Here is a 12,234-nt window from a genome sequence, read left to right as displayed (position 1 = left end):
TTGCCGGCGATGGCGATCTCACGGGCGCCATCGCCGGCAAGCCGGGCTCCTACAGGGATTGTGGTGAGGCCATCAGACCTTCTTGTAAAGCTGGCTGCCTTCCTGCTTGAACCGCTCCGCCTGCTCCGCCAAGCCCTTGGCCACATCCACGTCCACCGCTTCGATGCGCTGGTTGGCGGCGTACTCACGCACTTCCTGGGTGATTTTCATCGAGCAGAACTTCGGCCCGCACATCGAGCAGAAATGCGCGACCTTGGCGGAGTCCTTCGGCAAAGTTTCGTCGTGGTAGGAGCGTGCGGTGTCCGGGTCCAGGCCGAGGTTGAACTGGTCTTCCCAACGGAATTCAAAGCGCGCCTTGCTCAAGGCGTTGTCGCGAATCTGCGCGCCCGGGTGCCCCTTGGCCAGGTCTGCCGCGTGTGCAGCGATCTTGTAGGTGATGATCCCGGTCTTCACGTCATCCTTGTTCGGCAAGCCCAGGTGTTCCTTGGGCGTGACGTAGCAAAGCATGGCGCAACCGAACCAGCCGATCATCGCGGCGCCAATACCCGAGGTGATGTGGTCGTAGCCCGGCGCAATGTCGGTGGTCAGCGGGCCGAGGGTGTAGAACGGCGCCTCGTCACAGCACTCCAGTTGCTTGTCCATGTTCTCCTTGATCAACTGCATCGGCACGTGGCCGGGGCCTTCGATCATGGTTTGCACGTCGTGCTTCCAGGCGGTCTTGGTCAATTCGCCGAGGGTTTCCAACTCGCCGAATTGCGCGGCGTCGTTGGCGTCGGCAATCGAGCCCGGGCGCAGGCCATCGCCAAGGGAGAAGCTGACGTCGTAGGCCTTCATGATTTCGCAGATTTCGTCGAAATGCGTGTAGGTGAAGTTCTCTTTGTGGTGGGCCAGGCACCATTTGGCCATGATCGAACCGCCACGGGACACGATGCCGGTCACGCGCTTGGCGGTCAGCGGCACATAGCGCAGCAGCACGCCGGCGTGAATGGTGAAGTAGTCGACGCCCTGCTCGGCCTGTTCGATCAGGGTGTCGCGGAACAGCTCCCAGGTCAGGTCTTCGGCGGCGCCGCCGACTTTTTCCAGTGCCTGGTAGATCGGCACCGTACCGATCGGTACCGGCGAGTTGCGGATGATCCACTCGCGGGTTTCGTGAATGTGCTTGCCGGTGGACAAGTCCATCACGGTGTCCGAGCCCCAGCGAATGCCCCAGGTCAGTTTCGCCACTTCTTCTTCGATGGACGAACCCAGGGCGCTGTTGCCGATGTTGCCGTTGATCTTCACCAGGAAGTTACGGCCGATGATCATCGGTTCCAGTTCGGTGTGGTTGATGTTGGCCGGGATGATCGCGCGGCCGCGGGCGATTTCTTCGCGTACAAATTCGGGGGTGATGATCTTCGGCACGCTGGCGCCAAAGCTGTGGCCGGCATGCTGCTGGTCGAGCAGGCCGGTGGCACGGGCCTCTTCCAGCTTCATGTTTTCGCGGATGGCGACGTATTCCATCTCGGCGGTGATGATGCCTTTGCGCGCGTAGTGCATCTGCGTGACGTTGGCACCGGCCTTGGCGCGGCGTGGATTCTTCACGTGGGCGAAGCGCAGGGCGGTCAGCTCGGCATCGCTGAGACGCTGCTGGCCGAAGTGCGAGGTGAGGCCTGGCAGGCGCTCGGTGTCGTTGCGCACTTCGATCCACGGCGAGCGCACGTCGGCCAGGCCTTTGCGCACGTCGATGATCACGTTGGGGTCGGTGTAGGGGCCGGAGGTGTCGTACACGGTGACAGGGGCGTTGATTTCACCGCCGAAATCGGTGGGGGTCACGTCCAGGCTGATTTCGCGCATCGGCACGCGAATGTCCGGGCGGGTGCCTTGTACGTAGATTTTTTGCGAGCGGGTAAACGGCTGCACGGAGCCGGAGTCGACTTGGGCCGATTCACTCAGGTGCACGGTATTTTTTAATTTTGTAGTCATCACGGGCTCTCCAACTATCCAGGCGGTGGATTTTTGTCGGAGCGAACCTGGGACGGATGGACGCACTGAAACCAGTGCTGTGCTTGGTGCACGAGGGCTGCTCAATAAATGAACAGCATCCCGGACGAAGCACAAGAGGACTCGCCGGGTGACGAGAAATCTTGTTCCCTACGCAGGCGCTAACCTGATCAGGTTCAACGGGATCCGGTATTTACCGATCTCAGCCTTCCAACAAGGCACCCCGACAAGAACGCGGCCAGTCTAGACCATGCCGTGGGCAAATTGCCAATGGCGGTGCATTCAGCGTGATGAATGGCGTGATTGCAGGATTGTTGTGCCGTGATCTGGCCACTACACTCGGGAGCCGCCTCAAGGCTTGACGCCAGGAATGGCCAGCCTTAGCCTTGGGCGCTAAATTATCGCCGTAATATTCACTCTAGGGATCGCCTCATGCTGCGCAAACTCTCACTGGCTCTCGCCGTGTCTTGTGCGACCAACGGAATGGTCTGGGCAGCAGAAGCGCCCTTGTCCGCCAAAACCGACCTGGTCAGCGTCTACCAGGAGGCGGTGAACAACAACGCCGACCTGGCCGCTGCCCGCGCCCAATACGGCGCGCAGAAAGAAGTGGTGCCCCAGGCCCGCGCCGGGTTGCTGCCGAACCTGTCGGCCGGCGCCGACAGCAACAACGTGCGCACCCAGATCGACCAGCCCGCCGCCACCGTCAACCGTGATGCGCATTCCTGGCGGGCCACCCTCAGCCAGCCGCTGTTTCGTGCCGATCGCTGGTTCCAGTTGCAAGCTGCCGAAGCCGTCAACGAGCAGGCCTCGCTGCAACTTTCGGCCACCGAGCAAAACCTGATCCTGCAAAGCGCTGAAAACTACTTCGCCGTGCTGCGCGCCCAGGACAATCTGGCTTCGACCAAGGCCGAAGAAAACGCCTTCAAGCGCCAGCTCGATCAGTCCAACGAACGCTTTGATGTCGGCCTGTCGGACAAAACCGACGTGCTGCAATCCCAAGCCAGCTACGACACAGCGCGCGCCAACCGCATCGTTGCCCAGCGCCAGGTGGATGACGCCTTCGAGGCGCTGATCACCCTGACCAATCGTCAGTACAACTCGATCCAGGGCATTGTCCACACGCTCCCGGTGCTGCCACCGGCGCCGAATGACGCCAAGGCCTGGGTTGAAACGGCTGGCCGCCAGAACCTGAACCTGCTCGCCAGCAACTACGCCGTCACTGCCGCCGAAGAGACCCTCAAGCAGCGCAAGGCCGGTCATGCTCCGACCCTCGACGCCGTGGCGCAGTATGAAAAAGGCGACAACGACGCGCTGGGCTTCAGCAACCCGAACCAGTTGCCGGTGCCCTACGGGGGCGATGTGTCCCAGCGCACTATCGGCCTGCGCTTGAACATCCCGATCTACAGCGGCGGCCTGACCAGTTCGCAAGTGCGCGAATCCTATTCGCGCCTGGACCAGACCGAACAGCAACGTGAAGGCCTGCGCCGCCAGGTGGTGGAAAACACGCGTAACCTGCACCGCGCGGTAAATACCGACGTGGAACAGGTGCAGGCACGCCGCCAGTCGATCATCTCGAACCAGAGCGCGGTGGAAGCCACGGAGATCGGTTACCAGGTGGGTACGCGCAACATCGTCGACGTACTGGACTCACAGCGTCAGCTGTATTCGTCGGTGCGCAACTACAACAACAGCCGCTACGACTACATCCTCGACAACCTGCGTCTGAAGCAAGCAGCGGGCACTTTGAACCCGGGGGATCTGCAGGACCTGACGCGTTACCTCAAGGCTGACTACAACCCTGACAAGGACTTCCTGCCGCCCGACCTGGCCAAAGCCGCGGCCGAGCAGCTCAAGGCCCGCCCGGGTAATTAAGCCCACCCCAAAACCACTGTGGGAGCTGGCTTGCCTGCGATGCAGACACCTCGGTGCAGCTGAAGTACCGAGATGATGCAATCGCAGGCAAGCCAGCTCCCACAGTTTTATCGGTGTTGTTTCAGTAGGTGATGAGTCGATCGAGGCCATCCAGCAAGCGCTTTAACGCGCCCTGGTTGGCCTGCATCACCGCAAGCCCCGCCTGTCCCATCTTGTGCGCATCCTGCGGCAACTCGAACAACTGGCGCACCGCCTCAGCCAAACCTTGCGCATCATCGACCTCACGCAGCGCCCCGGCGTCGCGCATCATCGCGGTGATTTCGAGGAAGTTGAACACGTGCGGCCCCATGATCACCGGCAACGCCAGCGCCGCAGGTTCCAACGGGTTGTGCCCGCCGGTTGGCACCAGGCTGCCGCCGACAAAGGCGCTGTCAGCCAGCGCATACAGAAACAGCAACTCGCCCATGGTGTCGCCGAGCAACACCGAGGTCTGCGGGGTGACCGGCTCACCACTGGAACGACGCGCCGTGGCAAACCCGTGTTGCTGGCACAGTTCGAACATCGGGCCGAAACGTTCCTGATGGCGCGGCACCAGAATCAGCAGCGCATTCGGGTAGCTGTCGAGCAATTGGCGGTGGGCAGCCAGCACTACCTCGTCTTCACCTTCGTGGGTACTGGCGGCGATCCACACCGGACGCTCGCTGGCGCCCCACTGTTCGCGCAACGCTGCGGCACGCACCGGCAATTGCGGGTCGATGGTCAGGTCGAACTTGATCGAACCGGTCACCTCGACCGTTTGCGGGCGCGCGCCAAGGCTGAGGAAGCGCTGGGCCTCGGTGTGCGTCTGCACCGCCAGCAAACTCATCTCGGCCAGCATCGGCGCGGTCAGCTTGGCGAAACGGCCATAGCCCTTGGCCGAACGCGCTGACAACCGCGCATTGGCCAGCGCCACCGGAATCCCGCGCTGGGCACAGGCGTGGATGTGGTTGGGCCACAGTTCGGTTTCCACGATTATCGCCAGTTTCGGCTGCACACGATCAAGGAAACGCTTGGCCGCACACGGCACGTCATAGGGCAGGTAGCAGTGCTGGATGCGCGGTTCATTGGCAAACATCGCCTGAATGCGCTCGGAGCCGGTCGGCGTCATGCACGTGACCGTGATCGGCAACGTGGGATGACGTTGCAACAACTCGCGCACCATCGGCGCGGCGGCGATGCTCTCGCCCACCGACACCGCGTGCACCCAGATCCCGCCCGGCTGCATCACCGGCAAGCCGCAGGAAAACCGCTCGCCGACGCGCTTGGCGTAGGCCGGCGCCTTGCGCGCACGCAGCCACAGACGTAAAGCCACCAACGGCAGCGCCAGGTAAAACAGACAGCTGTAGAGAGTTCTATTCATGGCGGCGGAGTTTATCGGCTTTTTCAGTCAATCGCCTGCAAGCACTCAGCAAAACGTTTGGCCAGGAAGCGCGCAGCGGGGCCCAAGTGCTCATCGCGGCGCCACACCAGCTCCACCACCAGGGCTGGCGGCGTCCACTCGCTGTCCAGCTCGACCATCTGCTGCTGGTAGGTCGGGTACTGCACGATATGCCGGGGCAGCCAGGCCCAGCCCAGGCCGCTCATCAGCCATTCGGCCAGTACGTAGAAGCTGTCGGCACGCCACACCAGGGGGCTCGCGGCCTCGCTGCCGGGGTAGACGCTGGTTTGCGTCGACATCAGCAACTGGCGGAACTGCGCCAGGCGCTTGCAATCCACGTAGGTCTCTTTCGCCAGCGGGTGATTCACGCCACAGACCGTGACCATTTCCACACTGCCCACCACCCGCCGCTCAAGGGCCTCGGGGATCTGGTCGTGATAGAACAACAGACCCAGGTCAGCCTTGCGCTCCACCAATTTGCGCGCCACGTCCCCTTGAGCCGCGCTGGACAGTTGCACTTCCAGATGAGGGTATTGACCAGCCAACGCCTCAAGGCTGTCGAGCACCGGCTGGAACAGCATGGCTTCATCCTGGGCCAGGCGCAGCAACGCTTCCTCGCCACGCGTCAAAGAGAGTGCCCGACCATTGAGACGCTCACACTGGCGCAACACCTCGCGGGCCTCTTCCAGTAGCACGCTGCCAGCTTCGGTCAAGATGGGCTGGCGCCCGCTGCTGCGTTCAAACAGGGTCAGCCCCAAGTCCGCCTCCAGCAGGGCAATCGCGTTGCTTACCGCCGATTGCGCCTTGCGCTGGCCGCGCGCTACGGCCGAAAACGAACGCTGTTCGGCGACGCTGACAAACAGGCGCATCTGGTCCAGGTTCCATTGCACACTCATGGCTCAACCCATCTTCAATTCGGATAGGTAATGACTTTACCCCATCTGTCGAACCCCTAAAATGCCAACCCTGTAGAAACCCACTCCGAGGATTACCACCATGAATGCCGCCTACGTTTATCTGGCCATTGCCATCTGCTCGGAAGTGATCGCGACCGTTTCCATGAAAGCCATCAAGGGGTGGAGCACGCCCATCCCCTTGCTGCTGGTGATCGTCGGTTATGGCGTGGCGTTCTGGATGCTGACGCTGGTGGTGCGCACCGTACCGGTGGGCGTGGCCTATGCGGTCTGGGCGGGGATGGGGATCGTGATGGTCAGTGTCGCGGCGCTGTTCATCTATGGGCAGAAGCTCGATATGCCGGCGATCATGGGCATGGGCCTGATCGTGCTGGGCGTAGTGGTGATCCAGTTGTTCTCGAAAACCGCCGGGCACTGATACCCGCCGGGCACCGACCCATTTCGATCCCTGTATACTGCGCCTCTTGTCTTGAACACTGAGGTCGCCCATGCCATCCGTTATTTCCACCGACGTTCTGATTGTCGGCGCCGGGGTTGCCGGCCTCTGGCTGAATGCGCGCCTGCGCCGGCAGGGGTACTCCACAGTACTGGTGGAAAGCGCTACCTTGGGTGGCGGGCAAAGCATGAAGTCCCAGGGGATCATCCACGGCGGCGCGAAATACGCCCTGCACGGCGCCCTCACCGGCGCGTCCGAAGCCATCGCCGACATGCCGCGCCGCTGGCGCGAAGCCTTGGCCGGTAACGGTGAACTGGACCTGAGCGGCGTGCGCCTGCTCTCCGAAGCGCATTACCTGTGGTCACCCGGCACTCTCGCGGGCAACCTCACCAGTTTCTTTGCCAGCAAGGCCGTGCGTGGCCGCGTCGACCAGGTCAAGGGCGACGACCTGCCGCCAGCCCTGCAGGACCGCCGTTTCAAGGGCAAGGTCTATCGCCTGGCGGAACTGGTCATCGACGTCCCCAGCCTGATCGAACGCCTGGCGCACCTGGCCGGTGACGGCTTGCTCGCTGGCCAGCGGATCGAACCGCTGCTGGAAGGCGACGCACTGGTAGGCCTGAAGGTGGATGGCCGCGAGATCCGCGCGCAACGCATCGTACTGAGTGCCGGCGCCGGCACGGCAGAGCTGCTGACGGCCCTGGGCCTGAGCCAACCGGCCATGCAAACGCGCCCGCTGCACATGATCATCGCCAAGGGCCCTGGCCTGAAACCGCTGTACGCCCACTGCCTGGGTGGCGGCACCAAGCCGCGCATCACCGTCACCACCCACCCGGCCGCCGACGGCAACTGGGTGTGGTACATGGGCGGCGATATTGCCGAGGCTGACGGCGTGGCGCGCACGCCAGAACAACAAATCGCCACTGCGCAAAAAGAACTGGCGCAGTTGCTGCCGTGGATCGACATGAGCCAGACCCAGTGGGCCACCTTGCGCGTCGACCGCGCAGAACCTCTGCAATCGGGCCTCACCCGTCCCGATAACGCCTTCCTCGCTGAGCAGGGCCGCCTGCTAGTGGGCTGGCCGACCAAGCTGGCCCTGGCGCCGGACTTTGCCGATCGAGTGATCAACAGCCTGGAACGCGACAGCATCCGCCCAACCGCGAGCGAGCCCCTGCCCGAGCTGCCAAAACCCGCCATCGGCGTTCCTGCCTGGGAGCAACTGCTGCCATGACCCTACCGACCTTGCACGACCTGCATCGCCCCCTGGGCAGCACCGACCTGCTGGTATCGCCACTGGGCCTGGGCACCGTGAAACTGGGCCGTGATCAAGGGGTGAAATACCCCAGCGGCTTCCAGATCCCAGGCGACGATGAGGCGCGGATGTTGCTGCGCCAGGCCCGCGAATTGGGCATCAACCTGATCGACACCGCGCCAGCCTATGGCCGCAGCGAAGAGCGCCTGGGGCCGCTGCTGCGCGACCAGCGCAAGGACTGGGTGATCGTCAGCAAGGTCGGCGAAGAATTCGAAGAGGGGCTGTCCAGCCACGATTTCAGCGAGGCGCATACCCGGATGTCGATCGAGCGCAGCTTGAAACGGCTTGAAACGGATTTTATCGACCTGGTGCTGGTGCATTCCGACGGCAATGACCTGCACATTCTCAACGACTGCGAGGTTTACCAGACCCTCGAGGCGCTGAAAAAGGAAGGAAAGATCCGTGGTTTCGGCTTTTCCGGCAAAACTGTCGAAGGCGGCGTGAAGGCTCTGGAACGGGGCGATTGCGCGATGGTCACCTACAATTTGAACGAACAAACCGAAAAAGCCGTCATTGATTATGCCGCCGCCCATGGCAAAGGCATCCTGGTGAAAAAGGCCTTGGCCAGCGGACACGTTTGCCTGGAACCCGGAATGGATCCAATTCGAGCCAGTTTCATGTTGTTGTTTGCGCAAACGGGCGTCGCCAGTGCTATTGTCGGGACCATCAACCCGCTGCACCTGGCCCATAACGTGGCGACCGCTGCCCAGGTCATTCGTCAACTCTGATGCCGCCCACGCGGCCGACCCCGTCGCAAGAAGGAGCCGACATGCCGCGAACGCTCATAAGAAAAAACCCCAGTAACTTCAAAACACTGCCGCTGCACGTCGAAGCCACCCCCGAAGGCTTGAGCTACCAGAGCGTGGGCATGCCGCTCAACTTTGCCCAGACCCTGCAACGGCGCAAGCCAGTAGAAGTGGCAGACCCCGAGCGTTTCGCCCTGGAGCTGGCCAACCTGGGCGTGTCGGTACGCCTGACCCTGCACTGGCAAAACAAGGATTACTGGGTGCTGGTACGCCAGCGCCGCCAGGACCGTGGCGACGTGGTGCTCAAGCTGATCTCCGGCTACGTCCCCGCCCACGAACTGAACCTGCCGCTGCACACCGCCATCCAGGAAATCGCCGAGGAATGCCTGCTGGAGACACCCGAAGGCTGGCTCGGCGGGCGTTTCAATGACACTTGGCTGCCAGCGCCCTACTCCGCTGCACTGCATTACCGTGAAGCCCTGCCATTTCGCCTGAGCCCCCTGTCGGGCGCGGCACGCCCGGTGCGCTGCGCCACCACCCAGTTGATCGAGCGGCCACGGGCCTACGTGCACCTTCCCACGGCGTCGCTGCAGCTGATCTACGACCTGCGCCTGGAAGTGCCCAAGGAAGCCAAATCCCTGAGCCTGTTCCATGTGGACGAGCGTCTCGAAGGCGACCAATTGGTCGCCCGCCTGGACCGCCAGCGCCCGGACCTGTACCTGATGCCCTTGAAGGACGGCCAGCCTCTGGCCGAGCTGTACACCGTGAAGAAAGACCAACTCTACCCAGCGAGCACACGGGGCCTGTACCTGGCGGAAAGCTTCGCCCAACAGGAGGGTTGGTTGGTGCGTGATGAACGGATTCGCTGGAAGGATTGGCTCAGGCAGCAAGGCCTGGCAGAGCCGGAGAAAGAGTCGAAGCTCAAGCGCCTGGCGCAGCGCGTGTTGCGCAAGATCGTGCCGAAGAAAAAAGCCAGCCGCTGATCTCATTACCTGTAGGAGCCGGCTTGCCGGCGATAGCGGCCTGAAGCTTCAGGTGATCTTCAGGGCCTCATCGCCGGCAAGCCGGCTCCTACAGAGGTTAGGGGTTGAGGAGGCGGGCGAGGCCAACCTTCAACGGTGTGGGCTCGGGCAGGGTGAAGCTCGCCAGCAACCGTTGGTTATTCGCCCGCGAATGCCGGATGTCCCCGGAACGCGCCGGCCCGTAAGTCACCGCCGGCAACGTGCCGACGATCTCTTCCAAGGCCTGCAGCACATCCTTGAGCGTCGTCGTGCGATTCCAACCGACGTTGATCGCACCCAGCGGTGCTTCGGGCGCTTCGATGGCCTGTACCAGCACATCGACCAGGTCTTCCACGTACATGAAATCGCGGGTTTGCTCGCCATCGCCGAACACGGCAATCGGCAGGCCCTGCTGCACACGCTCGCTGAAGATGCTGATCACACCGGAGTACGGCGACGACGGATCCTGACGCGGCCCGAAGATGTTGAAGAAGCGGAAAATCACCGGCTCCAGACCATGCTGGCGACGGTAGAAATCGAAGTAGTGCTCGCCCGCCAACTTGTCGGACGCGTAGGGTGTCAACGGCGCCTTGGTGGTCTCTTCATCAATCGAAGCTCCCTCGCCGTTGTTGCCATACACCGCTGCGCTGGAAGCGAATACCACGCGCTTCACACCTGCCTTGCGCATGGCTTCGCACACGTTCAGGGTGCCGACGAAATTGCTCTGGTGCGTGCTGACCGGGTCATCCACAGACGCCTGCACCGACGCCACAGCAGCCAAATGCACCACTGCTGCGACACCGACGGCGGCTTGCGCCACCCGCTCGGCATCCGCCACGTCGCCTTCAATCAATTGCACCCGCGGGTTGTTCAGCGGCAGGTTGCTGCGTTTGCCCGTGGACAGGTCGTCCAGCACCCGCACGCCATAGCCCTTGGCGAGCAACGCATCCACCAGGTGCGAGCCGATGAAGCCCGCACCGCCAGTGATCAAGACCCACTTATCAGCCTTACTCATTGTTGCGGATCTTCTCGACAATGGCCGTGGTCGAGCTGTTCTCGACCAGGCCCAGCACTTTGACCTTGCCGCCATAGGCGCTGACGATATCGGCACCGACCACTTGGTCGACGGAGTAGTCACCGCCCTTGACCAGCACGTCCGGCTTGACCTGGGCCAGCAGGTTTTCAGGCGTCCCTTCAGGGAAACTGATGACCCAGTCCACGGCACCCAGGCCGGCCAGCACGGCCATGCGCCGATCAACACTGTTGATCGGACGGCCAGGGCCCTTGAGGCGGCTGACCGAGGCGTCGTCATTGACCGCGACGATCAGTCGATCGCCTTGGGCACGCGCTTGTTCAAGGTAAGTCACGTGGCCCGCGTGCAGGATGTCGAAACAGCCGTTGGTGAACACGATGCTTTCGTTGTGGGCGCGGGCATCGTCAATCGCCAGCAGCAATTGCTCGATACCCAGCACGCCACGCTCCGAACCTTCGGAGCGTTGGATCGCTCGGCGCAACTCAGGTGCACTGATGGCCGCCGTACCCAGCTTGCCCACCACGATGCCCGCCGCCAGATTGGCCAGGGCCACGGCGTGAGGCAATTCTTCACCGGCTGCGATGGAAGCGGCCAGGGTCGAAATCACGGTGTCGCCAGCGCCGGTCACGTCGAACACTTCGCGGGCACGGGCCGGCAAGTGGATCGCCGGATGATTGGGGCGAAGCAAGGTCATGCCGTGCTCGCCACGGGTCACCAGCAACGCGCCGAGGTCGAGCTTGGCCATCAACGCTGCGCCTTTGCTCACCAGCTCGTGCTCATCGGCACAGCCGCCGACGATGGCTTCGAATTCACTGAGGTTTGGCGTGATCAGGCTGGCGCCCCGATAAATCGAGAAGTCCTTGCCTTTGGGGTCGGCCAGCACCGGAATGCCCTTGGCCTTGGCGGCCTGGATCAACACCTGGTGGTTTTTCAAAGCGCCTTTACCGTAGTCGGACAGCACCAGCACCTTGATTCCTTCAAGCAGTTCGTCGACCTGGCCACTCAGGGCCAGGGCGTCGGTGGAGAAGGGCTCTTCAAAATCGATACGCAGCAATTGCTGGTGACGGCTCATCACCCGCAGCTTGACGATGGTCGGCTGGTGAGCAATGCGCTGGAACAGCGCACGCACGCCGGCCCCGCGCAAGCTGTTGGCCAGGCTGTCGGCGGCTTCGTCGTCGCCGGTCACCCCCACCAGGGAGGCCGGGGCGCCGAGCGCGGCAATATTGAGGGCAACGTTGGCAGCGCCACCTGGACGGTCTTCGATTTGCTCGACCTTGACTACCGGTACCGGTGCCTCAGGGGAAATCCGTGAGGTACCGCCATGCCAGTAACGGTCGAGCATGACATCGCCGACCACCAAGACAGGGGCTTGATCGAATCGCGGCATGGACAACTTCATGGAGCAACCCACATACAAAATGAACAGGGGCGCGATATTAGCACAGGGTGGTGGGAGGTTTTGCACTGTAGGAGCCGGCTTGCCGGCGATGGCATCACTGCGGTGGGGCGTCGGACCGAGGTGATGC

At 62.6% G+C, this 12,234-nt stretch carries 10 protein-coding genes and 1 riboswitch; of the genes, 5 read left to right on the top strand and 5 right to left on the bottom strand.

The window, feature by feature from the left end:
- Nucleotides 1–72: 72 nt before the first annotated feature.
- Nucleotides 73–1,962 (bottom strand): phosphomethylpyrimidine synthase ThiC, encoded by a 1,890-nt coding sequence (gene thiC / locus AC07OV_RS30190; protein WP_176997158.1) that lies wholly within the window; start codon nt 1,960–1,962, stop codon nt 73–75.
- Nucleotides 1,963–2,110: 148 nt separating this feature from the next.
- Nucleotides 2,111–2,216: riboswitch (TPP riboswitch) on the bottom strand.
- Between the two features lie 196 nt (nt 2,217–2,412).
- Here thiC and AC07OV_RS30185 point away from each other — a divergent pair.
- Nucleotides 2,413–3,852 (top strand): TolC family outer membrane protein, encoded by a 1,440-nt coding sequence (locus AC07OV_RS30185; RefSeq protein ID WP_176997159.1) that lies wholly within the window; start codon nt 2,413–2,415, stop codon nt 3,850–3,852.
- Between the two features lie 121 nt (nt 3,853–3,973).
- Here the strand turns inward: AC07OV_RS30185 and waaA are convergent, their stop codons facing one another.
- Together waaA and AC07OV_RS30175 are read right to left on the bottom strand one after the other, a co-directional pair.
- Nucleotides 3,974–5,251: a lipid IV(A) 3-deoxy-D-manno-octulosonic acid transferase gene (gene waaA, locus AC07OV_RS30180; RefSeq protein WP_495093583.1), complete on the bottom strand. Its 1,278-nt coding sequence runs from the start codon at nt 5,249–5,251 to the stop codon at nt 3,974–3,976.
- 23 nt (nt 5,252–5,274) lie between these two features.
- Nucleotides 5,275–6,165 (bottom strand): LysR family transcriptional regulator, encoded by an 891-nt coding sequence (locus AC07OV_RS30175; protein WP_495093582.1) that lies wholly within the window; start codon nt 6,163–6,165, stop codon nt 5,275–5,277.
- A 100-nt stretch (nt 6,166–6,265) separates the two neighbouring features.
- Here AC07OV_RS30175 and AC07OV_RS30170 point away from each other — a divergent pair, with 100 nt between their 5' ends.
- From AC07OV_RS30170 to AC07OV_RS30155, 4 genes are all read left to right on the top strand, one after another.
- Nucleotides 6,266–6,601, top strand: coding sequence for a DMT family transporter (locus AC07OV_RS30170; protein ID WP_494999223.1), 336 nt, complete (start codon nt 6,266–6,268; stop codon nt 6,599–6,601).
- A 70-nt stretch (nt 6,602–6,671) separates the two neighbouring features.
- Complete coding sequence (locus AC07OV_RS30165; protein ID WP_494999224.1) at nt 6,672–7,847, top strand: NAD(P)/FAD-dependent oxidoreductase; 1,176 nt, start codon at nt 6,672–6,674, stop codon at nt 7,845–7,847.
- Nucleotides 7,844–8,656, top strand: a complete 813-nt coding sequence (locus tag AC07OV_RS30160; protein ID WP_494999225.1) for an aldo/keto reductase — start codon at nt 7,844–7,846, stop codon at nt 8,654–8,656. Before AC07OV_RS30165 ends, AC07OV_RS30160 begins: the two co-directional genes overlap by 4 nt.
- A 41-nt stretch (nt 8,657–8,697) precedes the next feature.
- On the top strand, nt 8,698–9,657 hold the full coding sequence (locus AC07OV_RS30155; protein WP_494999226.1) for a metal ABC transporter ATPase: 960 nt from the start codon (nt 8,698–8,700) through the stop codon (nt 9,655–9,657).
- A 97-nt stretch (nt 9,658–9,754) separates the two neighbouring features.
- On the opposite strand, the gene AC07OV_RS30150 is transcribed toward AC07OV_RS30155, so the two are convergent.
- Together AC07OV_RS30150 and hldE are read right to left on the bottom strand one after the other, a co-directional pair.
- Nucleotides 9,755–10,690: an NAD-dependent epimerase/dehydratase family protein gene (locus AC07OV_RS30150; protein ID WP_495093581.1), complete on the bottom strand. Its 936-nt coding sequence runs from the start codon at nt 10,688–10,690 to the stop codon at nt 9,755–9,757.
- Complete coding sequence (hldE, locus tag AC07OV_RS30145) at nt 10,683–12,107, bottom strand: bifunctional D-glycero-beta-D-manno-heptose-7-phosphate kinase/D-glycero-beta-D-manno-heptose 1-phosphate adenylyltransferase HldE (RefSeq protein ID WP_495093580.1); 1,425 nt, start codon at nt 12,105–12,107, stop codon at nt 10,683–10,685. The genes AC07OV_RS30150 and hldE overlap by 8 nt, the downstream gene beginning before the upstream one ends.
- Nucleotides 12,108–12,234 lie beyond the last annotated feature (127 nt).

The sequence above is a fragment of the Pseudomonas sp. GW821-FHT09A09 genome, assembly GCF_059418405.1.
This window is presented reverse-complemented; position numbering and strand designations above follow the sequence as displayed.

Coding starts and splice junctions, on each gene's coding strand:
- thiC (WP_176997158.1), bottom strand. CDS start 1,962: ATGACTACAAAATTAAAAAATACCGTGCACCTGAGTGAATCGGCCCAA.
- AC07OV_RS30160 (WP_494999225.1), top strand. CDS start 7,844: ATGACCCTACCGACCTTGCACGACCTGCATCGCCCCCTGGGCAGCACC.
- AC07OV_RS30150 (WP_495093581.1), bottom strand. CDS start 10,690: ATGAGTAAGGCTGATAAGTGGGTCTTGATCACTGGCGGTGCGGGCTTC.
- AC07OV_RS30185 (WP_176997159.1), top strand. CDS start 2,413: ATGCTGCGCAAACTCTCACTGGCTCTCGCCGTGTCTTGTGCGACCAAC.
- waaA (WP_495093583.1), bottom strand. CDS start 5,251: ATGAATAGAACTCTCTACAGCTGTCTGTTTTACCTGGCGCTGCCGTTG.
- AC07OV_RS30165 (WP_494999224.1), top strand. CDS start 6,672: ATGCCATCCGTTATTTCCACCGACGTTCTGATTGTCGGCGCCGGGGTT.
- AC07OV_RS30170 (WP_494999223.1), top strand. CDS start 6,266: ATGAATGCCGCCTACGTTTATCTGGCCATTGCCATCTGCTCGGAAGTG.
- hldE (WP_495093580.1), bottom strand. CDS start 12,107: ATGAAGTTGTCCATGCCGCGATTCGATCAAGCCCCTGTCTTGGTGGTC.
- AC07OV_RS30155 (WP_494999226.1), top strand. CDS start 8,698: ATGCCGCGAACGCTCATAAGAAAAAACCCCAGTAACTTCAAAACACTG.
- AC07OV_RS30175 (WP_495093582.1), bottom strand. CDS start 6,165: ATGAGTGTGCAATGGAACCTGGACCAGATGCGCCTGTTTGTCAGCGTC.